The 23,869-nt window shown below is 36.0% G+C and carries 27 protein-coding genes; 19 read left to right on the forward strand and 8 right to left on the reverse strand.

Annotation, left to right across the window (positions count from 1 at the left end; all coding sequences use genetic code 11):
• Together ACIQ1E_RS08585 and ACIQ1E_RS08590 are read left to right on the forward strand one after the other, a co-directional pair.
• On the forward strand, nucleotides 1-203 hold a 203-nt coding region (locus tag ACIQ1E_RS08585; protein WP_396170531.1), incomplete at its 5' end, for a CBS domain-containing protein.
• A 49-nt stretch (nucleotides 204-252) separates the two neighbouring features.
• A complete protein-coding gene (locus tag ACIQ1E_RS08590) occupies nucleotides 253-1,071 on the forward strand; it encodes a zinc-dependent peptidase (protein WP_396170532.1) in 819 nt (272 codons plus the stop codon).
• Here the strand turns inward: ACIQ1E_RS08590 and rpe are convergent.
• Entirely contained in the window at nucleotides 1,066-1,728 is a 663-nt protein-coding gene (gene rpe / locus ACIQ1E_RS08595) for a ribulose-phosphate 3-epimerase (protein ID WP_396170534.1), read from the reverse strand. The two genes, ACIQ1E_RS08590 and rpe, sit on opposite strands and share 6 nt — an antisense overlap.
• Before the next feature lie 304 nt (nucleotides 1,729-2,032).
• On the reverse strand, nucleotides 2,033-2,896 hold the full coding sequence (locus ACIQ1E_RS08600) for an RNA polymerase sigma factor RpoD/SigA (protein WP_133276261.1): 864 nt from the start codon (nucleotides 2,894-2,896) through the stop codon (nucleotides 2,033-2,035).
• Nucleotides 2,897-3,015: 119 nt separating this feature from the next.
• Here ACIQ1E_RS08600 and ACIQ1E_RS08605 point away from each other — a divergent pair, with 119 nt between their 5' ends.
• Complete coding sequence (locus tag ACIQ1E_RS08605) at nucleotides 3,016-3,639, forward strand: plasmid pRiA4b ORF-3 family protein (RefSeq protein WP_396170536.1); 624 nt, start codon at nucleotides 3,016-3,018, stop codon at nucleotides 3,637-3,639.
• Between the two features lie 81 nt (nucleotides 3,640-3,720).
• Here the strand turns inward: ACIQ1E_RS08605 and ACIQ1E_RS08610 are convergent, their stop codons facing one another.
• The 4 genes from ACIQ1E_RS08610 to ACIQ1E_RS08625 form a co-directional block, all read right to left on the reverse strand.
• Nucleotides 3,721-5,847: a polyribonucleotide nucleotidyltransferase gene (locus tag ACIQ1E_RS08610; protein ID WP_396170538.1), complete on the reverse strand. Its 2,127-nt coding sequence runs from the start codon at nucleotides 5,845-5,847 to the stop codon at nucleotides 3,721-3,723.
• 218 nt (nucleotides 5,848-6,065) lie between these two features.
• Nucleotides 6,066-6,335, reverse strand: a complete 270-nt coding sequence (gene rpsO, locus ACIQ1E_RS08615) for a 30S ribosomal protein S15 (RefSeq protein ID WP_103804601.1) — start codon at nucleotides 6,333-6,335, stop codon at nucleotides 6,066-6,068.
• Between the two features lie 133 nt (nucleotides 6,336-6,468).
• Nucleotides 6,469-7,413 carry an energy transducer TonB gene (locus ACIQ1E_RS08620; RefSeq protein WP_396170542.1) on the reverse strand — a complete coding sequence of 315 codons (945 nt, stop codon included), beginning with the start codon at nucleotides 7,411-7,413 and terminating at the stop codon, nucleotides 6,469-6,471.
• A gap of 36 nt (nucleotides 7,414-7,449) precedes the next feature.
• Complete coding sequence (locus ACIQ1E_RS08625) at nucleotides 7,450-7,905, reverse strand: GAF domain-containing protein (RefSeq protein ID WP_396170544.1); 456 nt, start codon at nucleotides 7,903-7,905, stop codon at nucleotides 7,450-7,452.
• Nucleotides 7,906-7,977: 72 nt separating this feature from the next.
• Here ACIQ1E_RS08625 and xrtF point away from each other — a divergent pair, with 72 nt between their 5' ends.
• From xrtF to pruA, 5 genes are all read left to right on the forward strand, one after another.
• Nucleotides 7,978-8,535 (forward strand): exosortase family protein XrtF, encoded by a 558-nt coding sequence (gene xrtF / locus ACIQ1E_RS08630; protein ID WP_396170545.1) that lies wholly within the window; start codon nucleotides 7,978-7,980, stop codon nucleotides 8,533-8,535.
• The gene (locus ACIQ1E_RS08635) at nucleotides 8,510-8,959 is read left to right on the forward strand and encodes an exosortase F system-associated membrane protein (RefSeq protein WP_396170546.1); all 450 of its coding nucleotides are present in this window, start codon (nucleotides 8,510-8,512) and stop codon (nucleotides 8,957-8,959) included. Before xrtF ends, ACIQ1E_RS08635 begins: the two co-directional genes overlap by 26 nt.
• Nucleotides 8,960-9,026: 67 nt before the next feature.
• Nucleotides 9,027-10,280: a DUF5103 domain-containing protein gene (locus ACIQ1E_RS08640; protein ID WP_396170548.1), complete on the forward strand. Its 1,254-nt coding sequence runs from the start codon at nucleotides 9,027-9,029 to the stop codon at nucleotides 10,278-10,280.
• A gap of 79 nt (nucleotides 10,281-10,359) precedes the next feature.
• Complete coding sequence (apaG, locus tag ACIQ1E_RS08645; RefSeq protein ID WP_396170550.1) at nucleotides 10,360-10,746, forward strand: Co2+/Mg2+ efflux protein ApaG; 387 nt, start codon at nucleotides 10,360-10,362, stop codon at nucleotides 10,744-10,746.
• A gap of 284 nt (nucleotides 10,747-11,030) precedes the next feature.
• On the forward strand, nucleotides 11,031-12,659 hold the full coding sequence (gene pruA / locus ACIQ1E_RS08650; protein WP_396170552.1) for an L-glutamate gamma-semialdehyde dehydrogenase: 1,629 nt from the start codon (nucleotides 11,031-11,033) through the stop codon (nucleotides 12,657-12,659).
• Between the two features lie 189 nt (nucleotides 12,660-12,848).
• Here the strand turns inward: pruA and rsmG are convergent, their stop codons facing one another.
• On the reverse strand, nucleotides 12,849-13,478 hold the full coding sequence (gene rsmG, locus ACIQ1E_RS08655; RefSeq protein ID WP_396170554.1) for a 16S rRNA (guanine(527)-N(7))-methyltransferase RsmG: 630 nt from the start codon (nucleotides 13,476-13,478) through the stop codon (nucleotides 12,849-12,851).
• 107 nt (nucleotides 13,479-13,585) lie between these two features.
• Here rsmG and ACIQ1E_RS08660 point away from each other — a divergent pair, with 107 nt between their 5' ends.
• The 3 genes from ACIQ1E_RS08660 to ACIQ1E_RS08670 all read left to right on the forward strand — a co-directional run bounded on the left by ACIQ1E_RS08660 (nucleotide 13,586) and on the right by ACIQ1E_RS08670 (nucleotide 16,677).
• Nucleotides 13,586-14,680, forward strand: a complete 1,095-nt coding sequence (locus ACIQ1E_RS08660) for a fatty acid desaturase family protein (RefSeq protein ID WP_396170556.1) — start codon at nucleotides 13,586-13,588, stop codon at nucleotides 14,678-14,680.
• 68 nt (nucleotides 14,681-14,748) lie between these two features.
• A complete protein-coding gene (locus ACIQ1E_RS08665; RefSeq protein WP_396170558.1) occupies nucleotides 14,749-15,939 on the forward strand; it encodes a pyridoxal phosphate-dependent aminotransferase in 1,191 nt (396 codons plus the stop codon).
• A 276-nt stretch (nucleotides 15,940-16,215) separates the two neighbouring features.
• Nucleotides 16,216-16,677 (forward strand): hypothetical protein, encoded by a 462-nt coding sequence (locus tag ACIQ1E_RS08670; protein ID WP_396170559.1) that lies wholly within the window; start codon nucleotides 16,216-16,218, stop codon nucleotides 16,675-16,677.
• Here the strand turns inward: ACIQ1E_RS08670 and ACIQ1E_RS08675 are convergent.
• Entirely contained in the window at nucleotides 16,661-18,124 is a 1,464-nt protein-coding gene (locus ACIQ1E_RS08675; RefSeq protein ID WP_396170561.1) for a M28 family metallopeptidase, read from the reverse strand. The genes ACIQ1E_RS08670 and ACIQ1E_RS08675 overlap by 17 nt on opposite strands.
• 264 nt (nucleotides 18,125-18,388) lie before the next feature.
• Here ACIQ1E_RS08675 and ACIQ1E_RS08680 point away from each other — a divergent pair, with 264 nt between their 5' ends.
• The 8 genes from ACIQ1E_RS08680 to ACIQ1E_RS08715 all read left to right on the forward strand — a co-directional run.
• The gene (locus ACIQ1E_RS08680; RefSeq protein ID WP_396170563.1) at nucleotides 18,389-20,260 is read left to right on the forward strand and encodes a U32 family peptidase; all 1,872 of its coding nucleotides are present in this window, start codon (nucleotides 18,389-18,391) and stop codon (nucleotides 20,258-20,260) included.
• Nucleotides 20,261-20,369: 109 nt separating this feature from the next.
• The gene (locus ACIQ1E_RS08685; protein ID WP_396170565.1) at nucleotides 20,370-20,954 is read left to right on the forward strand and encodes a hypothetical protein; all 585 of its coding nucleotides are present in this window, start codon (nucleotides 20,370-20,372) and stop codon (nucleotides 20,952-20,954) included.
• 124 nt (nucleotides 20,955-21,078) lie between these two features.
• Nucleotides 21,079-21,399 carry a DUF6370 family protein gene (locus ACIQ1E_RS08690; RefSeq protein WP_396170567.1) on the forward strand — a complete coding sequence of 107 codons (321 nt, stop codon included), beginning with the start codon at nucleotides 21,079-21,081 and terminating at the stop codon, nucleotides 21,397-21,399.
• Nucleotides 21,400-21,975 (forward strand): Crp/Fnr family transcriptional regulator, encoded by a 576-nt coding sequence (locus ACIQ1E_RS08695; protein ID WP_396170569.1) that lies wholly within the window; start codon nucleotides 21,400-21,402, stop codon nucleotides 21,973-21,975.
• Between the two features lie 195 nt (nucleotides 21,976-22,170).
• Nucleotides 22,171-22,887, forward strand: a complete 717-nt coding sequence (locus tag ACIQ1E_RS08700) for a pirin family protein (RefSeq protein WP_396170570.1) — start codon at nucleotides 22,171-22,173, stop codon at nucleotides 22,885-22,887.
• A 10-nt stretch (nucleotides 22,888-22,897) separates the two neighbouring features.
• Nucleotides 22,898-23,179: a GNAT family N-acetyltransferase gene (locus tag ACIQ1E_RS08705; RefSeq protein ID WP_396170572.1), complete on the forward strand. Its 282-nt coding sequence runs from the start codon at nucleotides 22,898-22,900 to the stop codon at nucleotides 23,177-23,179.
• A gap of 17 nt (nucleotides 23,180-23,196) precedes the next feature.
• On the forward strand, nucleotides 23,197-23,475 hold the full coding sequence (locus ACIQ1E_RS08710) for a (4Fe-4S)-binding protein (protein WP_396170574.1): 279 nt from the start codon (nucleotides 23,197-23,199) through the stop codon (nucleotides 23,473-23,475).
• Nucleotides 23,476-23,547: 72 nt separating this feature from the next.
• Nucleotides 23,548-23,869, forward strand: a 322-nt coding sequence (locus ACIQ1E_RS08715) for an ACP S-malonyltransferase (RefSeq protein WP_396170576.1), incomplete at its 3' end; no start/stop codon positions are given.

The raw sequence follows: 23,869 nt of genomic DNA on the forward strand, positions 1-23,869 counted from the left end.
ACATCACCGTTTACAATATGTTTTCGGTAGAGCAAGTGATGACAAAAAATTTGACAACAATTTTTCCGGAAACCACTATAAAAGAAGCTGCGGAAATTCTATCTAAAAACGAATTTCACGCTTTACCAGTTATCGAAAATGGCTCACTTGTAGGCATTGTAACCACAACCGATTTAATTAAGTATTTAATTGACCAATATTAAAGCACGAATAAATTTACTCGAATTCCCAACATCCTTTCAATTCTAATTTATGACAGTGTACCAGTTAGTATTGATCTATTTTGGGATATTGTTGCTCCTTCTATTTGTATATAGAATAGTAGAACCGGCTTATATGATGATTTTCCACAAACCATTGTATATTCACTTTTATCTTTTTCCTAAAAAATTAACACCAAATCAAAAGCAAATCCTCAACAAAGAGTTTTCGTTCTACAGGCGGTTGAGCCCGAAAAAGAAGATCTATTACGAACACAGAGTTGCCACCTTTATAAAACAATATCAATTTATTGGAAAGGAAGAAATTCTTGTCACCGATGAAATGAAGATCATAATCGCCGCGACTTATGTTTCACTTACTTTTGGAATGAGGCATTATCTCGTCAATTTGTTCAATAAAATAATAATTTTTCCGTCAGCCTATTTTTCAGCTATAAACCAAGCTTATCATAAAGGCGAATTCAACCCAATTATGAAAGCAGTGGCCTTTTCGTGGGAAGATTTTGTCATCGGACATCAAACAACAAATGACAACATAAACCTTGGGCTACACGAGTTTTCGCATATCCTACACTTTTATGGATTGAGAAGCAACGATCCGAGTGCAATACTATTTTATGACCAATACAACAAAGTCATCACCTATTACGATGATGAAGCATTGAACAAAAAACTTTCTGAACAAGGATACTTCAGAGAATATGCTTATGAAAATCGTTTTGAATTTATTGCGGTAATTCTAGAACATTTCTTTGAAACACCACAGATTTTCAAAATGAAATACCCCGATTTATATCAAGACATTTGTTTGATGATTAATTACAACGAAAACAACCTAAAAGATTTATAGACAAGTCAGTTTCTTCAAATCGACTATTGTTTGAATTGGATTATCCGCATTAAAAACATAACTACCAGCCACAAGCACATCTGCTCCAGAATTTACTAATTGGACTGCATTTTTATTGGTAACACCCCCGTCAATTTCTATAACAGTCTTTGCGCCATTCCGATGGATTAAATGTTTTAATTTTTGCACTTTTGCATAGGTATTCTCAATAAAAGATTGCCCTCCAAAACCTGGATTGACACCCATAATGCAAACCAAGTCGATATCATCAATAACATCTTCTAACAAATCGACATTGGTATGTGGATTCAATGCAACTCCGGCTTTCATTCCCTCAGCTTTGATGGCTTGAAGGGTTCTATGAAGATGTGGGCACGCTTCATAATGAACAGTCAATACGTTAGCGCCTAAATCAGCAAAAGTCTTGATATATCTGTCAGGATCAACAATCATCAAATGAACATCGATTGTTTTCTTGGCGTGTTTTGCAATGGCTGCCAACACAGGCATTCCAAAAGAAATATTAGGAACAAAAACACCGTCCATAATATCAATATGAAACCAATCGGCTTCTGAATTGTTAATCATTTCGATGTCCCGTTGCAAATTGGCAAAATCAGCAGCAAGAACTGATGGTGCGATGAGTGTATTTTTCATTTTATGCTGAATTTATTTTCAGTATCTTTTAATACTGAAAGTAATTAATGTTGTTTGTGCAAAAGTAAATTATAATTAGAGAACCTGAAACAAGTTCAGGTTAAAAAAATAAAACTCCGGATACCCGAGCGAAGCGAACAGACCGGGGTTTTATTATTAAAAAATAAAACTCCGGTAATCAGCCGGAGTTTCAATCATCAATCAAAAAACGAACAGTTAATCAGACCGTCGTTACTTTTAAAATTCCAATATTAAAAATTCCAAATTCCAAAGATGTGTTATTGGATTTTGCTTTTTTTGGAATTTATCCTAGGTAGGTTTTTAATATTTTACTTCTTGAAGTATGTTTCAATCTGCGGATGGCTTTTTCTTTAATCTGTCGAACACGTTCGCGAGTTAGATCGAAAGTCTCTCCTATTTCTTCTAGTGTCATTGGATGTTGATCTCCAAGTCCAAAATACAAACGAACCACATCAGCTTCTCTTGGAGTCAATGTTTCTAAAGAACGTTCTATTTCAGTACGCAATGATTCTTGAATCAAGCTTCTGTCTGGGTTTGGTGATTCACCTGAACGCAATACATCGTATAGGTTAGAATCTTCCCCTTCAACAAGTGGTGCATCCATAGAAAGGTGGCGACCAGAGTTTTTCATAGATTCTCTTACGTCATTTACGGTCATATCCAACTCTTTAGCAATTTCTTCTGCAGTTGGTGGTCTTTCATTAGATTGCTCTAATAAAGCATACATTTTGTTGATTTTATTGATAGAACCAATTTTGTTCAAAGGCAAACGAACGATACGAGATTGTTCTGCCAAAGCTTGCAAAATCGATTGACGAATCCACCATACGGCATACGAAATGAATTTGAAACCACGCGTTTCATCAAAACGTTGTGCTGCTTTTATCAAACCTAAATTTCCTTCATTGATCAAATCGGGAAGTGTTAATCCTTGATTTTGATATTGCTTGGCCACAGAAACCACAAAACGTAAGTTGGCTTTGGTCAATTTCTCTAAGGCTCTCTGATCCCCTGCTTTGATCTTTTGTGCCAATTCTACTTCTTCATCGGCTGTGATAAGATCCACTTTTCCAATTTCCTGTAAATACTTGTCTAACGATGCAGTTTCACGATTGGTTACCTGCTTGGTGATTTTAAGTTGTCTCATGTTTTTGTCTCCTCAAATTTTTAAGTGTACGAATGGTTATACGCTCAGAGTTGCAAAAAAGTTACAAAATCCTGAAAAATATTTTTTAACTTTGAAATTCATTTAAATTTTTTAGAAAAATGCCAAAATTCAAAAACGTACTTCAGATAAAAGTTGCTCTAAAAAACTTCAAGCCTACAATTTTCAGAACTTTCTATTTCCCTGCTAACTCAGGCTTTCTGCAACTTCATGCTGCCATTCAAGAAGTAATGGGATGGGAATCAGAGCACCTTTTTGCCTTTAGAAAAGGCAGGGATCTAGAAATTGGAATCCCCTCAAAAGATGATTTCTTTAATTTTAATCGCACCATTTTAGATATTTCAAAAACCAAACTCAAAGGTTTTCTTGAAAACCCGAAAGACACCATTACGTACGAATATGATTTTGGAGACAGTTGGGAACACAAAGTTGATGTTCAGAAAGTTATTTCAGAAATCGAATTACCACACTTGCCTTACTGCATAAAAGGCGCAAATGCCTGTCCGATTGAAGATTGCGGTGGCGTTTGGGGCTATGCTGACATCCTCGAAATAATGCAAGACAAAAAACACCCCGAATACAATGAAATGAATGAATGGTATGATTTTGAAAACCTAGAACCTTACCATTTTGATATCGAAGAACTTAACGATCTGTTAGTGGTTTTCGAAGATTGTGTTGACTATCATAAGAGTATTATCAAAGAAATTAAGTCCTCGATCTAAATCAAAAAACCCGCCCCGATTGATCGGGACGGGTTTTCCTATAAATGAACCTTTAGTAAACTAAGATTTGATTACTCTTATTTATGACTCACGTGGAGGTCTTTGCAAAAGTGCTTTTTTGGACACTTTTTCTTTACGTGTTTTTGGATCAAAACCAAGGTATTTCACTTGGAAAACATCACCCATATTCACCACATCCGAAACGTTTTCTGTGCGTTCCCAAGCCAGTTCTGATACGTGAAGCAATACTTCGTTTCCTGGAGCTGCAGTATATTCTACAACCGCACCAAAATCAAGCATTTTGATTACTTTCACTTCATAAGCTTCGCCCATTTGTGGTTTGAAAGTGATCGATTGGATTTTGGCCAATACTGCTTCAATTCCAGCTGGATCTGTACCCAGAATTTCGATAACTCCTTGTTCGTCTACTTCGTTAATTACGATAGTTGTACCTGTAGCTTTTTGTAATTCTTGAATTACTTTTCCACCAGGTCCAATTAAAGCACCAATAAAGTTGCCAGGAATTGTTCTTGTAATGATTTTTGGAGCATATGCTTTTACATCTGCTTTTGGAGTAGCCAATGTATCGGTAATTTTTCCAAGGATATGCAAACGACCTTCACGAGCTTGAGCCAAAGCTTCTTCCATGATGTTGTATTTCAATCCTTCGATTTTGATATCCATTTGACAAGCAGTGATTCCGTCAGCAGTTCCTGTTACTTTAAAGTCCATATCTCCTAAGTGATCTTCATCACCCAAAATATCAGACAATACAGCAAAACGATCTCCGTCTGTAATCAATCCCATTGCAATTCCTGAAACTGGTTTTTTCATTTGAATACCAGCGTCCATCAATGCTAATGTTCCAGCACAAACTGTTGCCATAGAAGAAGAACCATTTGATTCTAATACTTCTGATACCAAACGTATTGTGTAAGGACAATCAGCAGGAATCATGTTTTTTAAAGCTCTTTGAGCTAAGTTTCCGTGACCTACTTCTCTTCTTGAAGTTCCTCTTAGTGGTTTTGCTTCACCTGTAGAAAATGGAGGGAAGTTGTAATGCAAGTAGAATTTTTCTTCACCTTGTTCAGATGGAGAATCTATTTGATTTGCTTCTCTTGAAGTTCCTAAAGTGGCTGTTGCCAATGCTTGAGTTTCTCCTCTTGTAAATATTGACGATCCGTGTACTGAAGGCAAATAATCAACTTCAGCCCAAATTGGACGGATTTCGGTAGTTTTTCTTCCGTCAAGACGCAAACCTAAATCAAGGATTACATTACGAACGGCTTCTTTATTAGTTTTGTAGAAATATTTACCCACTAAATCACCGTTTTCTGCCAATTCTTCAGCAGTAAACAAAGATTTAACTTCGTCTTTTACTGCATCAAAAGCGGCTGAGCGTTCGTGTTTTCCAGAACCAACTTTAGCAATAGCATAAATTTTATCGTAAGCTGCGGCTTTTACTTTAGCGTAAATTGCATCGTCTTCTCTTTCTTCTTCGTAAGTTCTAGTTTCTTTTTTACCTACTTGTGCAACCAATCTTTCTTGAGCTGCAATTTGTAGTTTGATGGCTTCGTGAGCAAATTTAATGGCTTCTACCATTTCCAATTCTGAAATTTCTTTCATTTCTCCTTCTACCATTGCGATAGAATCTGTCGAAGCACCAATCATCATATCGATATCCGATACTTCTAATTGAGCACGACTTGGATTGATGATGAATTTTCCGTCGACACGAGCAACACGCACTTCAGAAATTAAAGTTGAAAAAGGAATATCAGAAATAGCAAGGGCTGCTGATGCAGCTAAACCTGCTAATGCATCTGGCATTACATTTTCGTCATGAGACATTAACTGAATCATAACTTGAGTTTCGGCGTGGTAATCATCTGGGAAAAGTGGACGCAATACACGGTCAACTAATCTCATTGTTAATACTTCACCGTCTGTTGGTCTTGCTTCTCTTTTGAAAAATCCACCAGGAAAACGTCCTGCTGCTGCAAATTTTTCACGGTAATCTACCGTAAGTGGCAGAAAGTCTACTCCTGGACTTGCTTTACGGGCAGATACTACTGTTGCAAGCAACATAGCATTTCCCATTTGAACTACTACTGAACCGTCGGCTTGTTTGGCCAATTTTCCGGTCTCGATTGAGATGCTTCTGCCATCTCCTAAATCGATAATCTCTTTTGAAACTTGAGGAATCATAATTTTTTCGTTTTTTTAATTTTACATTGGTGATCTGCCTGTCAGCAGAATAGTTGTGTTGTTGTAGTTGTTGTGTTCCAATGAAAAACCAAACTTTTTTTAATAAAAATATAAATTTCAAAAATTGATTTCGATTTATGTTTTGCAACAAATCTCTAATCTAAACTCCGAAATCTAAAAACAAAAAGAGGCACTCACGCACCTCTTTTTTATATTGTTTATTTTCTAATACCCAATACTTTGATAATCTCACGATATCTGTTGATTTCTTTCTTTTTCAAGTAATCAAGCAACGCTCTTCTTTTACCTACTAATAGTACCAATGAACGCTCTGTGTTGTAATCGTGACGATTTTTTTTCAAGTGCTCAGTAAGGTGCGTAATTCTGTGCGTGAATAATGCGATTTGTCCTTCTGCAGATCCTGTGTTTTCTGCTTTTCCTCCGTGTTTAGCGAAGATTTCTTCTTTAACCTCTTTAGTTAAGTACATGCTAATATTATTTAAATGATTGTTATGTATGAATCAAGGTTTTCTTAATTCGAGCGCAAAGGTAGTTTTTATTTTTGGAAATACAAGGGATAAAGAAGCTTAAATTCGAAGATCATTTGGATTTAAAAAACAATTACATCGGTTGGATTGCTATTGGCAAGGAAAAAGTGCATCTCACTTTAATTCCTCGGATTTCGCCTGGAGCAAAATTTGCATAGGACGAAACGACTCTTAAAGCTTCTTCATCGGCGCCATATCCAATTCCTTTTATGATTTCAGGCTCAACTATCCGGCCTTCTTTATCGACTATAAATTTCACAAATATCTTGCCTCCTACTCCTTTTGGCATATTAGGAACTTGAAATTTCTTTCCCACATGTCTATAAAAATCTTCAAATCCTTTTTTAGGTGCTGGCCTAGTTTCGACTGCATTGTAATTGTATGAAACTCCATCCTTATCGACACTAACTCCAGAAATAAATTTTTTGTCGCCATAATTCTCGCTAAAAGTATAGCTCATCATTTTATCATATCCCTCCCAAAGGCCGTCTTTGAATCCTTCTTTAACTTTTCCCGAAGCATAGAAAAATTCCAAACTTTCTTCATAATCTCCAGTGCCGTCAACTACAGTTTGAATACCTTTAGAATTCCAAAATTCATCTACTCTCAAAACATTCATAAATGATTTTTCGTCCTCGATATATTCTCCTTCTAACTTCTTGCTTCCGTTTTCATACCATTCGGCACAAGATCCGCTTGGTCTGGATTTTACAAAATAAGTAACCGCTTTTTTATTTCCGCTTTCGAAGTAAAAAATAAACTCACCCTCTTTAGTGTTGTGATCTTTGGTTTTTGAGAACCCTTCCATTTGCAAAACACCTGATTTGTAATAATCATTTACTATATACAAGTCCTTCTCCAAATAATAATCCTTAACTATTCGATAATATTTAGAATTTTCTTGAGAAGTTTCATTCCAAGTAGAATCAAGGAAAATTTTCTTGTCATTAGCTGAAAGTTGCGCAACACAAAGTTTTGAAACAAAAAGAAATAGAATGGTAAATAGAATGGATTTCATAGAATCAGGATAAACAAAGAATCAAGTATACTAATTTTAATACAGTTTAGCAATTTCCTCATTCACAAATTCCAAAAACCGTTCGTCTTGATCTGTAAAAGGGTCAATTACATGACTATCAATATCTATTTGTCCAATATTATCACCATTTACAAAAAGTGGCACTACAATTTCGGACTTTACGGTAAAACTACATGCAATATAATTGTCTTGAGCTGCCACATCAGGAACTACAAAATTAGCATTAGAAACGGCGACTTGTCCGCAAATTCCTTTCCCGAAAGGAATTACCGTATGGTCGGTTTCAGCTCCAACATACGGACCAAGGTGCAAGGTTTTAGTCTTGTGATTGGCAAAATAAAAACCAACCCAATTGTAATATTCAATAGAGTTGCTGAGTAATTCACAAATCTGCAAGAGTTTTTCTTCTCTAGAAAAAGTTGTATTTGAAGTAATTTCGGTTACTTTTGGTTTTAATTCTTCGAAAGTCATAGTCGTCTTTTTTTTGTAAAAGTATTTAAATGTGCCTTTCTAATTTTAATTAAATTTGTTAAAAATTCGATTTTGAAAAAATATTTTATTCTCTACAAACCCTTTTTGCTTTTTCTAGGCAAGTTTTTATTGACTTACCTACTGTTAACTTTCATTTACCAAAGCTATCTCGGTCAGTTTGATGTGAACAAAAATGAAACGGATAGTTTTACAGAATTGGTAGCCAAACAAACCAAAGAACTGATGCTCCTTTTTGATTGCGATGTCAAAACGAAACCAAGCACTAGAGAACCGGCCGTCAATTTATACTATAATCAGAAACCTATGGCGCGAATAATAGAAGGCTGTAACGCTATGAGTGTTATTATACTTTTCGTAGCATTCATAGTTGCCTTTTCGGGAAAACCAAAGCCAACTGCCTTGTACATCATCAGCGGAAGTCTAATTATACATATCCTAAATGTAACAAGAATTGCTCTTTTGTGCGTACTGATGTATTATTATCCTAAACAGCAACATTTTTTACACGGAGTAGTTTTCCCTTTGTTTATCTATGGGGTGGTTTTTATATTGTGGATTCTTTGGGTGAATAAATTTTCAAAATATGCTACAAAAAATAATAAAGCATAAAGCAAGAATTGCTTTGGCAATTTCATTTGTTCTTTTGTTAGCGCTTATAAGGGCTTTCGAAGACAACTTGTTTTACGACCCTTTTTTGAATTATTTCAAGGAAAATTATCGCAATTTACCTTTGCCGGAAATTGATAATTTTCAATTGTTTTTAGGGCTATTTCTCAGGTATTTGCTCAATACGGTGCTTTCTTTGGCAATTATTTACGCCTTATTCAAAGATATTGACGCCATAAAATTTGCATCGGTATTGTACACACTATTTTTCATAATACTAACTATCGCTTTCTTTTACATCCTATTGAACAATGGTGAAGACAACAAAATGGGACTGTTTTATATCCGACGCTTTTTGATTCAACCTATTTTTTTATTGTTGTTTCTACCTGCCTTTTTTTATCAGAAGCAAAAAAACCAACTTTGAATTGGTCCAATAGACAATAATATCGACGTTTATTTCGCTATATTTACCATTCAACAAACGCACATCTATGTTTAAACATTTTTTTTCGAAGATAGTATTACTTTTTATTTTCAGTTCGGCTGTTGCACAAACAGAAACCGAGGTTGTTCCTCCTTATAATATCAAGACAGCAACTTTTATCCAAAGCAACGAAAATGTTGTTCCAATATTCAAATTGGGCGATGGTTTTCAATTCCAATTTGATGATTTATTTGGCAACGAAGCCAATTATTACTTCGAAATTGTACATTGCGATTACGATTGGAAGCCAACTGATATCCCAAAAACAGACTATATGACGGGTTACGACGGACAAAGAATTATTCAATACGAAAACTCCATTAATGCCTTGCAGATCTATTCGCATTACATTTTGCCCATTCCCAACCAGTTTATGCAATTGCGTCTCAGCGGAAATTACATTCTGAAAATTTTAGACGAAAGCCGCGAAGTGGTTTTAACTCGCAAATTTATGGTGTACGAGGACCTAGTTACTGTTCCGATGCGCATTAGAAGGGCTCGAACTGCCAATTTATTAGATTACAAACACAATGTCGAATTTACTATAAAGTCACTGGTCATCAATTTTCAAACACCTATCAAAAATGTAAAAATTGCTCTGTTTCAAAACGGACAAATCAATTCCGCGATCAAAAACATAGTTCCACAATTCACGATTGGCAATGATTTAGTTTACAAATACGATTCTGAAACCCAGTTTTGGGCAGGGAACGAATTTTTGTATTTCGACAACAGCAACATCCGATCCGCGGGAAACAATATTTCGCGAATAAATTCAATCAACGGAATCTATAATGCGAATTTGTATACCCATAACGCTCGAGGAAATTTACCTTATTCGATAAATCCTGACGTCAACGGAAACTTCGTCTCTCGCAACATAGGCGCAACCAGAAATGAAATCGAAGCCGACTATGCTTGGGTATATTTCAGCCTTTCAGCACCAGCGTATATGAAAAATAAAGGCATTTATATCAATGGTATGTTCAACAATTACAGCTTATCACCTGAATACAAATTGGATTTCAACAAAGAAACCAATCTGTACGAAAAAGCAATACTCATCAAACAAGGTTTCACTAATTTTCAATACCAAATCGCAGACGACAAAGGAAACATCGATGGCGAAAGTAATATTGACGGCAATTATTGGCAAACCGAAAATGATTATACGATTTTGGTCTACTATCGCGAAAACACAGATCGTTACACTAGAATTATAGGAAAAGCAACCGCCAATTCGAATGTGATCACCGATTAAAAAACAATTCTCTAAAAAGCACAACTAACTCTTTTTTTTGTAAATTTGCCATTATAAAACTCATTTGTAACACTTTGCTATGGTTTCACAAATCACAAGAGGCATAAAAATATCAGTCGTGACTAGTTTTGAAGGTACCTACTTCAAGAACTACAAGATTCATTTTGCCTTCAGTTATGAAATCACTATCGAGAATCACAGCAAAGATTCGGTGCAGCTAATTTCTCGCCACTGGGAAATATTCGATTCGCTAAACAATTTCGAAATCGTCGATGGCGAAGGTGTTGTTGGCAAAAAACCTGTTCTAAAACCAGGCGAATTGCACACTTACAATTCTGGTTGCCTATTAGCTTCCCCTTACGGAGCGATGAAAGGTCATTTCAATATGATTAATTTCACCTCTACCAAGAATTTCAAAGTAATCGTACCTACTTTCAAATTGTGCGCTCCTTTTGCATTAAATTAAGAGTCCCGAAATCATCTCATTAAAATCAATTTTTTAGGAGCTATTTCCAGCACTCCATTCCAACTCCTCGCTCGAAAATCATTTTTTCTAATGCAATTGCAGGAGCTTCCTTTGGTCGCTCTCCAATTGCAAGAAAAAAACAGTTTTTCTCCCTGCGGGGTTTTCATTACAATCTGGGCTATTGGCAAAATATATTCATCATATTTAACGCACCAACAACACGTTTTTAAAACAATCCTTTGTACTTTTGTGAAAATTTTTTTCAAAAACTCAAATACTATTATATGCTAAAAGGATTTTTCAATGTGCCAAAAGCCGTAAACGAACCCGTAAAATCGTATACGCCCAATTCTCCCGAAAAAGCAGCCGTTCTTTCCGCTTATAAAACAATGTGGAATGAAAGGATAGATGTTCCTTTATACATTGGAAGCGAAGAGATCAGAACCGGAAACACCCGAAATATGACCCCTCCACATGATCACAAACACATTGTGGGAACCTATCACTTAGCCGAAAAAGCACACATTGAAAAAGCTATTGCCAATGCATTGGAATCCAGAACCAAATGGGCCAATATGGCCTGGGAGCAACGCGCTGCAATTTTTCTTAAAGCAGCCGAATTGATTGCTGGACCTTACAGAGCTAGAATAAATGCTGCAACGATGATTGCACAATCTAAGAATATTTTTCAAGCAGAGATTGATGCTGCTTGCGAATTGATTGATTTCTTGCGTTTCAATGTCGAGTTTATGACTCAAATTTATAGCGACCAACCCAAATCCAATTCCGATGTTTGGAACCGTTTAGAATACCGTCCGCTCGAAGGATTTGTTTACGCCATTACACCTTTCAACTTTACCGCTATCGCTGCCAATCTTCCTGCAAGTGCTGCTATGATGGGAAATGTAGTGATCTGGAAACCTAGCGACAGCCAAGTTTTTTCAGCAAAAATCATTATTGACATTTTCAAAGAAGCGGGACTTCCTGATGGTGTTATCAACGTGGTATTTGGCGATGCTTTGATGATTACCGACACCGTTTTGGCAAGTCGTGATTTTGCAGGAATCCATTTTACAGGTTCCACTCACGTTTTCAAAGATATTTGGGCAAAAATTGGGACCAACATTCATCATTATAAAACCTATCCACGAATTGTGGGCGAAACCGGAGGAAAAGATTTTGTTGTAGCCCATCGAAGTGCCAATGTGAAGCAAGTTTCAACTGGAATTGTTCGTGGTGCATTCGAATTTCAAGGACAAAAATGTTCTGCAGCTTCCAGAGCCTATATTCCACAAAGCATGTGGCCAGAACTTAAAAAACAATTGGTTACTGATGTGAAATCGATGAAAATGGGTTCGCCAGAAGATTTTAGTAATTTCATTACAGCGGTTATCCACGAAGGTTCTTTCGATAAATTGGCGAGTTATATTGACCAAGCCAAAAAAGATGCCGATGCCGAAATCATCGTGGGTGGCAACTATGACAAATCGGTTGGGTATTTTATTGAGCCAACGATAATCGTAACCACAAATCCACATTACACCACAATGGAAACCGAATTATTCGGGCCCGTTATTACGATATTTGTTTACGAAGATGCCCAATGGCAAGAAACATTACAACTAGTTGATACCACTTCAGACTACGCTTTGACTGGGGCGATTTTCAGCCAAGATCGTTATGCTATCGAAGAGGCTACCATTGCTTTGCAGAACGCAGCAGGAAATTTCTACATCAATGACAAACCAACTGGAGCCGTTGTAGGAATGCAACCATTTGGTGGCGCAAGAGCTTCAGGAACGAATGACAAAGCTGGTTCAGCCTTGAACTTATTACGTTGGGCTTCGCCAAGAACCATCAAAGAAACTTTTGTTACTCCGGAAGATTATAGATACCCGTTTTTGGGAGAATAGTGTCATTTCGAGGAACGAAGCAATCTCATCTTAGAAATTTTAAAAACCCACAAGAATCAAGTAGTTTGAGTTCTTGTGGGTTTTGATTTTTGACTAGCCATTGCTTGAAGCACACTGACAACACAAATTGCTCAAGATGTGAGATTCCTCCTTCGTCGGAATGACAAACAAAAGAGGTGCTTCAGGCTTTTAAACCACAAACTTCAGAGGCAAATGAACCACTTTCTTAGTTTCGAAAAACTCATCTTCAAAAAAGTCAGCTAAATTATATTCCGTTGCTTTGGGGAAATCCTTCATTTCCTCGGTTAAATCGCCGCCTTTTAGATAGAGGATTCCGTTTTTGAGTTCGTGTTTGCTCTTCTTTTTGATTTTATCTTTTACCCAAGAAACAAAATCGGGCATATTGGTCACCGCACGACTTACTATAAAATCGAAATCACCTTTTACCAATTCGGCTCTTTTTTGTTCCGCCTTTACATTTTTCAATTCCAAAGCATCGGCGACAGCCTGAACCACTTTTATTTTTTTGGCAATGACATCTACCAAATAAAAACGGGTTTCAGGAAAAAGAATCGCCAAAGGAATTCCTGGAAATCCGCCACCAGTTCCCACATCTAGGACAAATGTTCCGGGTTCAAATTTGATTATTTTAGCAATCCCCAACGAATGCAAAATGTGCTTGGTATACAATTCGTCGATGTCTTTTCGGGAAATAACGTTTATTTTGGCATTCCAATCGTGGTATAAAAAATCCAATTTTGCGAATTGTTCTTTCTGAATATCAGTCAAATAGGGAAAATACTTTTGAATCTCGTCCATCTCTTTAATTTTTAACAAAAGTACAGTTTTTAGTTTTGAATATTTAACGGAATTTTACAGATTAAAAAACTTTAATAATTACCTTTGCATCACATTAAAAAATAAAGATGAACAACATTGCTCCAACATTTGCAAAGCAAGACAATTTGAAATTCTTCAGAACGCTTAATTCGCGGGTAAACAACTATTTCAAAGAGAATAACATTCAAAAAACAGGCAACTGGAAACTGTATTTGAAAACCATAATTATGTTTGCTGTTTTTCTTACGCCATATTTTCTGATTTTGACTTTGAATATGCCGTTTTGGGTACATTTGCTTTTGGCAATTGTCATTGGTATTGGTATGGCGGGAGTTGGTATGAATGTGATGCACGATGGCAATCACGGTTCGTACTCAAGCGTAAATTGGATTAACAAATTTATGGGTGGTACCATTTATATTTTGGCTGGAAATGTATACAATTGGCAAGTACAACATAATGTCTTACATCATACCTACACTAATATTGTTGGTCACGACGAAGACCTTGATGCTGGTCGAGTAATTCGTTTTTCTAAAGATGCCAAATGGTATATTTTTCACCGTTTTCAGCAATATTATTCGATTTTTTTATATGGCTTATTGACTTTCAATTGGGCAATCACCACCGATTTTAAGCAGATGAGAAGTTACCTCAAAAGAAAATTATCTTATGGAGAAGCCAAAAGCCCAAAAATACTTTGGACTACTTTATTAATTACAAAAACTATTTATTTCACCATTTGGATTGTTTTACCAATGCTTATAGGAATCACCTGGTGGAAAGTTTTGGTTGGCTTTTTCGTGATGCATTATACAGCAGGTTTAATTTTAAGCGTTGTTTTTCAACTGGCACACGTGGTAAAAGAAACTGCCAATCCAGTTCCAAATGAAAACGGCGAAATCGAAAATACTTGGGCCATTCATCAATTGTTTACCACGACTAATTTTGCACCAAGAAATTGGATTGTAAATTGGTACACCGGAGGATTGAATCATCAAATCGAACACCATATTTTTCCAAATATTAGCCATGTACATTATGGTAAAATTTCAAAAATAGTAAAACAAACCGCCCAAGAATGCGACTTACCCTATTATGAATATAAAACAATGCGAAGTGCCGTAATTGCCCATTTCAAACATTTGAAAGAATTAGGAGCGAAACCTGCTTTACAATAAGGGCTCATAGCAATGCATCTAAACAAAAACAACAAATAACCAACTTTATAAATCAAAAATTACAAGTAATGAACAATTTGCTTTCAGACAGAATCAACAATTTAGCGACATCACAAACATTGGCAATGGCGGCTTTGGCCAGAGAATTAAAAGCGCAGGGAAAAGATATTATCAGTTTAAGTTTGGGTGAACCAGATTTCAATACACCCGATTTTATCAAAGAAGCTGCCAAAAAAGCTATCGACGAAAACTACAGCACTTATTCTCCAGTAGAAGGATATGTCCAGTTGAAAGAAGCTATTTGCAGAAAATTCAAAAGAGACAACGGATTGGATTACAAACCCTCTCAAATTGTAGTTTCAACTGGAGCAAAACAATCTTTATATAACATTGCACAAGTAATGCTGAACGATGGTGACGAAGTAATTTTGCCTGCACCTTACTGGGTTTCCTACTTCGAAATCATAAAATTATCAGGTGGAGTTCCTGTAGAAGTTCCAACTTCTGTAGATACTGATTTCAAAATCACTCCGGAACAATTAGAGGCAGCTATCACACCAAAAACAAAAATGATGTGGTTCTCATCCCCTTGTAATCCTTCAGGATCAGTTTACAATAGAGAAGAACTAACTGCATTGGCTAAAGTATTAGAAAAATATCCAAACATTATTGTAGTTGCTGACGAAATCTACGAGCACATCAATTTTTCAGGAACTTTTTGCAGCATTGCATCTATACCTGGAATGTTAGAAAGAACAGTTACCGTAAACGGACTTGCCAAGGCTTTTGCGATGACAGGATATAGAATTGGTTACATTGGAGCACCTGAATTTATTGCAAAAGCGTGTACAAAAATTCAAGGACAAGTAACTTCAGGAGCAAATTCTGTAGCTCAAATTGCCGCAATTACTGCTGTAGATGCTGATCCAAGTGTACTGAATCATATGGTTCAAGCCTTTCATAGTCGTAGAGATTTAGTGGTTGGATTGTTGAAAGAAATTCCAGGAATCAAAATCAACGTTCCAGAAGGAGCTTTTTATGTATTCCCAGACGTTTCTTCTTTCTTCGGAAAAACATTGAAAGGAACTGAAATTAAAGACGCCAATGATATGGCAATGTATTTATTGGCCGAAGCTTGTGTTGCAACCGTAACTGGTGACGCTTTCGGAAATCCAGATTGTATTCGTTTTTCTTACGCAACAAGCGAGGAACAATTGATCGAAGCATTAAAAAGGATCAAAGAGGCATTGGCAGGATAGTCAATCGCGTTATGCAAATAGAAGCCTCAAGGAAACTTGGGGCTTTTTTTTGGCGTGACCGCAAGGGTCGGGCTATTCGTTGCAATCTTTTCCTTTTTAAAGAAAAAAGAAAAAGGATTTTCACTGCTATCCCTCACGCACATTCCAACAAATTTCAGATTATGAGAGAAAACCTGTATATTTGAAAAGCTCTAAAAAAAGTACTGTCTGAGTAATACAAACTAACAACAACTTAGCAATAACTCATTAACAAAAGCTTTTTACAAAATAAAAAACATGCTAAACAAAACGAAAATCTTAGCTTTCTATCAAATTATTACTGGAGTTTTGGGATTATTATTTTTATTGCTTTTTAACATTACAAGTTCTTCAACCATATTCGTTATAATCATAGGATTATATTCTTTTTCAATATATTCAGGCTATTTATTACTCACAAAAAAACTTAAGAAAGGATTGGATATGACACTCTATAATCAACTTTTTCAAGTTTTCGGTTTTGGCATATCTGGTTTTACTTTTGAGTATTTTTCTGGAATTTTCTTAAGCCTAGGTCTAAACTTCACAAATGACACAATTATTAACTATAATGCAGGTTTTAGCACTTGGATTTTGAATTTGGGCTCAAATGACAACTTGTTTATTAATATAAACATCATCGCAATAATTATAATTCTTTATACATTAAATTTAAAAGATAAAAATTTAGCACTAAACTCTCTTATCTTTCCAATTTAAAATTTTGAATTAATTTGGGACGTTCATTTTCATTGGCAACTTTCCACGAGGTTCTGTAAATCCATTCCGTCATTTTATATAGCTTTTTAAAATTAATGTTTTCGGATTCGTCCTGAGGCGTATGGTATTGTGAATGTAAAACACTAGTAAAAAACAAAGCAGGTATACCTACTCTAACATAGGGAACATGATCACTTCTAAAATAGAAATATTCAGGATGTTCGGGCAAATCCCACGCTTTCAAAAACTTAAATTGCGTACTTTCGTTATTTGCATCAAAGGCCATCTTTACCAATTCCTCTGAATTTTTATGAGGTGCTTCACCACCTAAAAGAGCCGCTTCATTATTGTCATTTCGACCAATCATGTCGCCATTCAAAACAGCGACAATATTCTCTTTCGGAACCAACGGATGCGATGCATGCCAACGAGACCCCAACAAACCTCTTTCCTCAGCACCGTGAATCACAAACAGAATGCTTCGTTTAGCTGGCTGTTGATGATAACTTCTTGCAATAGCTAACAGAGCAACACAGGTACTAGCATTATCATCGGCGCCGTTATAAATGGTGTCATTGTTTACCGGATGGCGAATGCCATCGTGATCTTGGTGACCACTCAAGAGCACATACTCGTTTTTAAGTTTAGGATCTGTTCCTTCAATTTTTCCAATAATATTAACTGAAGGATATTTATAAGTTTCCGTTTGAATATTTAGCGAAATCTCTGGATTATTTTTAACCCAATTTTCATTATCTTGTTTAATCCAAAAAACAGGAATTCCAACTTCGACTTTTTCTCTAACACCCTCAACTCCATATATCCCTCGTGTCATTTGTGGTACTACTTCGACCCAGCTTTTATCAGAAATAGCATCAGTAATAAAAATAATTCCTTTCGCCCCTAATTTTTCTATTTCTTTATAATATTTGGTCCGAATAAAACCCGGATATCTGCGCTCAAAAAGGGTCATTTCTTTTGCAATATTTAAATCCGAAACCCGAATTGCCACTACTTTTCCAGAAATATTTTTAGAAGCCAATTCTTGAGGTTCTACTTTCCCCAAATACAAAATTGGAGCTGTAAATTGATTGTCGGTGACATCTTGCACCAAAATATCTTTCCATAATTGGATATTTTTACCTCCAATTTTCACTGAACTTTGTGGACTAATTTGATGCCTGTACATATCAAAAAACTGAAAAAAAGTACCATTGTCGCCCGCAGGCTTCATACCAGTTGCTTTCATCTTATCGGCAAACCACATCGAAACCTTTAACTCGTCAAGAGTTCCCGCTTCCCTACCCCAAAATTGATCTGCTGCCATTTGGTACATATCAGTTTTTAGGTCTTTTTCAGTAATGGGCGAAACTAGTGGTTTTTTGTAGGTTTGGGCATTGGAAACTATTAAAAATACTAACGCAAAATTCAAAAATATTTTTTTCATCTGTTGGCGGTTTAATTTACAATAAAGTTATAAGTTTCTTGAAGCATTCTAAACAAAATTACGACTAAGATTGTTATTATTGATAAATATTCGCGGAACTATTTTTTTATTTTTTACTCCTCAACAACTAGTAAAACGAATAATTCCCGAAAAATCCAATTCGGAATTAGAAATCTTAAATAATTTATCAGACCTTTGCAGACTTTTTTAGACGAACGTTTAAATGCCTAAAATTCTAGCAATTAAAAAATTATCATCCACTTGATGAAGAAAAAAATAGAAATACTAGCTCCTGCCAAAGATTTAATTCAAGGAATGGCTGCTATCAACGCCGGTGCAGATGCCGTTTATATTGGAGCATCACAATTTGGCGCAAGATCAAATGCTACCAACTCGATCGAAGATGTCGCCGAATTAGTGAAATACGCTCACTTATTCAACGCTCAAGTTTTTGTGGTGGTCAACACTATTTTGTACGACAACGAACTCGAAACTTGCCGTCAAATGATTTGGAAGCTATATGACATTAAAGTTGATGCTCTGATCGTTCAGGATATGGCTATTATGGAAATGGAATTGCCTCCGATTGTCATCCACGCTAGTACGCAAGCCAATAATCGTGATGCTGACAAAATTAAATTCCTAAAAGACGCAGGAATGAAAAGAGTGGTTTTGGCTAGGGAATTGAACCTTCACCAAATCAAAGAAATCAGCGAAGCGAGCGATGTAGAGTTAGAATTTTTTGTAACCGGCGCTTTGTGCGTTTCCTTTAGCGGGAACTGCTACATGAGTGTTGCCAACGGCGAACGCTCGGCCAATAGAGGTTCGTGTGCTCAAAACTGTCGCCTTCCGTACAACCTCATCGACGGTCACGGTGAAACTTTAATCAAAAATAGCCACTTACTTTCTATCAAAGATTTTGATGTTTCAGATCAAATTCCAAATCTAATTGAAGCCGGAATTTGTTCTTTCAAAATTGAGGGCCGTTTGAAAGATATTGTCTATGTAAAAAACAATGTGTCCTATTTACGTCAAAAACTGGACTCATTTCTAGAAGGTGCAGGAAGTGAAAAGTACACCAAAGCTTCATCGGGGAAATGCAGTTATACTTTTGATTCCGCTCTTGACAAAACCTTTAATCGAGGCTATACCGATTATTTTGTCAACGAAAGACACCAAGCAATTGGTTCTTGGAACAGTCCAAAATCGAAAGGCGAATATATTGGCAAACTCATCAAAATTGTGGGGAACGCCTACGAAATAGAAAACGGGCACTTACTGAGCAATGGCGATGGTCTTTGTTATATCAACGAAAAAAACGAAGCTGACGGTATTTACATCAACAAAGTCGAAAATGGCTTGGCTTATCCTTTTGTATTAAAAGAGGTTAAACCTGGAGCTTTTATTTACCGAAATAATGACGCTGCTTTTATCAAAATTGTAGAAAGAGAAGACAGTGCCGTGCGCAAAATCAGCACTACTTTATTGCTGACTGAAAACGAAAATGGTTTTGAATTGATTGCCACCGACGAAGACGGAAATGCGAGCAAAGTAAACTTGGTTCATCCCAAAGAAAGAACCAAAAGCAACGAATCTATCGAAGAAAACTTCAAAATCAATTTAGCTAAAACTGGTTTCACACCTTACAAAGTCGAAGAAATAAGCATTCAATTTTCAGAAAATTGGTTTCTTCCTATTTCTAAAATCAACGAAATGCGAAGAACAGTTTTCGAACAATTATCCGAAATTCGTTTGGACAATTATAAAGTCAAAGAACACCAATTGGTCAAAACATCACATCCTTATCCGGAAACCAAACTGGATTTTATGTACAATGTTTCGAATAAATTGGCTCGTAAATTCTACGAGCGACACGGCGTGACCGAAATAGAAAAAGCATTCGAATTGCAATGGGATCCTGGAAAATCTCGTGTAATGACAACGAAATATTGCATCAAATACGAATTGGAGAAATGCCCGAAATACCATCCCAATATGGATGGCAGGCTCAAAGAACCATTGATTTTGAAACAAGGCGAACTCGAATACAAACTCAAATTCAATTGCAAACCCTGCGAAATGGAGATCTGGGAAAAAGATGCCGAATTTGAAATCGAGGAAGATCACTTCCATTAATATAGAAACCGAAGCCTTAGAAATTAAAAAGCTTCGGTTTTTTTATTGACTAGATTGCTTATTAATTTAAAAATCACTACATTCATCATCCGAAACCAATTCATTAAAAATGAAAAAGTTATTTATAATACTTGGCGTTATTTTATTTGCATCATCGGGATCTGCGCAGATAATTATTTACGATGCAACTGAAACCGAAAATGATTTCACTTTATCGGCCAATTACAGTTATTCAGACCCATCTTCTTATGGGCTGAGCGCCGAGTTTGGCAGAACAAATTTTTGGTTTTTCAACCAATATATTTCTACAATGGTAAATATTTCTATCACTGATATGAAATACAATAATAATGAGGTAAAAGTTAAAGGAAACGGATACCTTTTTGAGATTGGCAATAGATTCTACAGAAATAGAGGGCGTAAATCCGGCGTTTACCTGCAATGGCTTTTAGGGTATTCTTCGACAAATTTTGACAAAAACACCTCCTTGGGTTATTTCGAAGGCAATTATTCGTATTGGAGTGTAATCAATCACGATATTGGATATAAAATCAGACTTGGAGATCATTTTAGTCTGGATCCTTCTGTTGGATACAATTGGAAATGGGAAGTGCGAGGAAAAGGGGACGTGGACAATATTTACGTTGACAATTTCGTGTTCCGATGTGGAGCCAAATTGAGTTATAACTTTTAAATTAAGGCCCTTTTCAAAAAATATTTTCACATTTCTTCTAAAAAAAAGGTCATCAATTTCTAAGCTTATTTTAGTTATTTTTGAATCCACATTAGAACCCAAAACCGTTTTGCATTTAAAACAAATGAAAAAAATAATTATACTACTTGTTGCTTTTATTGGTTTTGCGGGTGTCGCCCAAGAAAAAAAAGAACAACCTAAAAAACAAATCGTCGAAACTTCCTGTGGGCAATGTCAATTCGGGATGGATGGAAAATCCTGTGATTTGGCAGTTCGCATTGACGGAAAATCCTATTTTGTTGACGGAACGCATATAGACAAGCATGGGGATGCTCACGCTGCTGATGGATTTTGTGCCAAAGTACGAAAAGCTGAAGTAGTGGGGGAAATAGCTGACAATCGTTTTAAAGCTACTTACTTCAAATTGCTTCCAGAAACAAAATAAATGGAGTTGATTCTGCAAAATATCGCCAAAATCGTTTCGCTAACTCCCGAAGAATCATCCTTGTTTTTATCAAGAACAGCTGTCCATAAATACAAAGCCAAAACCGTTTTACTAAACGCTGGAGAAATCTGCACAACTTCTTATTTTGTGAATTCAGGTGTTTTAAGAAGCTTCAATATCAATGACAATATAGTAGAGCACATTTTGAGTTTTGCGTGCAGCGGCTGGTGGATTAGCGATATGTACAGCTTAATTTCACAACAACCGGGCAATCTATTCATACAAGTTCTGGAAGACGCCGAAGTTCTTTCACTTTCAAAAGAAAACCAGGAAATACTATTCAGAGAAATCCCGAAACTCGAACGATTCTTTCGAATTCTTATCGAAAATTCGCTTGTAGCCAATCAAGAACGATTGATGGACAATTTGAGCTTAACCGCCGAAGAACGATTCGAAAAATTTAGCCGAAAATATCCCGATTTAATTCAGAAAGTTCCTCAAAAGCAAATTGCCTCCTATTTGGGAGTAACGCCCGAGTTTTTCAGCAAAATGAAAAGCAAACTTTTGAAGAAGTGATCAGTAGTCAGAAAATTAGTGGTCAGTCCTAACAATACCCTATTTTATAGTAAGCATTTATATTTTTTTAGCGAGCGCTAGTACTGAGTACTAAATCACTGAACACCGAACACTATTTTCTTAATCTAGGTTAAGTGTCTTTTGCCTAAATCGAGCGTAACTTTGCTCCATAATAATCACAAAAATTTATTTATTATGGCTACTACAGTTTTACACAAAGCAGATACTAGAGGACACGCAGATCACGGATGGCTTAACGCTTATCACAGTTTTAGTTTTGCTAGCTGGTACAATCCAGATAGAATTCAATTTGGGGTTTTACGCGTTTTAAACGACGATACCATTGCAGGCGGAATGGGTTTTGGCACTCATCCTCACGATAATATGGAAATTATTACCATTCCTTTGGAAGGCGATTTAGCTCACAAAGACAGTATGGGAAATGAATCTACCATAAAAACAGGCGATGTACAAGTAATGAGCGCCGGAACAGGGATTAAACACAGCGAATTCAATCCCAATGCCGATCAACAAACGAAACTGTTTCAGATTTGGTTATTCCCGAAAACAAAAAATGTTACACCTCGTTATCAACAAATCACATTAGATTTAACAGAACAGAAAAACAATTTTGCTCAAATTCTCTCGCCAAATGCTAATGATGCTGGAGTTTGGATACATCAAGATGCTTGGTTTCATTTGGCTGATTTTGATGCCACTTTTTCAAAAAATTACGAGATAAAAAAAGAAGGTAACGGCCTTTATGTTTTTGTAATATCTGGCGCAATCACGATTGATGATCAAGAATTAGAAACCCGAGACGGACTAGGAATCACTGATTTTAAAACCCTAGAGTTTACAGCAACAACAGATGCAAAATTTTTGCTGATGGAAATTCCAATGGAACAATAAATTTAAAACAATGGAAGAAGTAAAATTAGAATTAAATGGAACAAAAGGCTATTTTTATATTTCGAATGACGGAAAACAAGAAGGAATAATGACTTTTGTCTATGCCGGAAGCGATAAGATTATCATAGACCACACCGAAGTCAATACTGGAAATAACGGAAAAGGATTTGGTAAAAAAATGGTCGCCAAAGCAGTTGAATATGCCCGAGAAAAAAATATTAAAATTATTCCTCTTTGTCCTTTTGCCAAAAAAGTATTCGACAAAACTCCCGAGTTTAGAGATGTTTTATAAATTTAAATTCAAAAATTATGGACTCCAATAATTTAAAAAAAGAATATACCAACGGCGAAGTGACCGTGGTATGGCAATCTGGAAAATGTATTCATTCCGCCAATTGCGTGAGAAACAATCCCGCTGTTTTTCAACCGAAAGAGAAACCTTGGATAAAAATTGATGGTTCTTCAACAGACAAAATTATTGAAACCGTGCAAAAATGCCCATCGGGTGCTTTGACATTTTATAAAAACCTAAAATCTATAATTTCTTGTTCCGTTTATAGAACAAGAATACAAATGCCAATAAATTAAAAAATACTATTTTTGCATCACGGTTGAAGTTAATATTCAATCATTAAATAGTTAACTCTTTAATTTAAAAACATGAAAGCATACGTATTTCCTGGTCAAGGTGCGCAATTCATTGGAATGGGCAAAGACTTATTTGAAAACTCAGAATTAGCAAAGGAATTATTCGAAAAAGCAAATGAAATATTAGGTTTCCGCATAACGGATATCATGTTTGAAGGCACAGCCGAAGAACTAAAAGAAACCAAAGTTACCCAACCAGCAGTTTTTTTACATTCAGTAATTTTAGCCAAAACCCTTGGAGACAGTTTTCAACCGGAAATGGTTGCTGGACATTCGTTGGGTGAATTTTCGGCTTTGGTTGCCAATGGTGCTTTATCTTTTGAAGATGGACTAA

The sequence above is a fragment of the Flavobacterium sp. genome (genome assembly GCF_044348915.1).
Lineage (GTDB): Bacteria > Bacteroidota > Bacteroidia > Flavobacteriales > Flavobacteriaceae > Flavobacterium.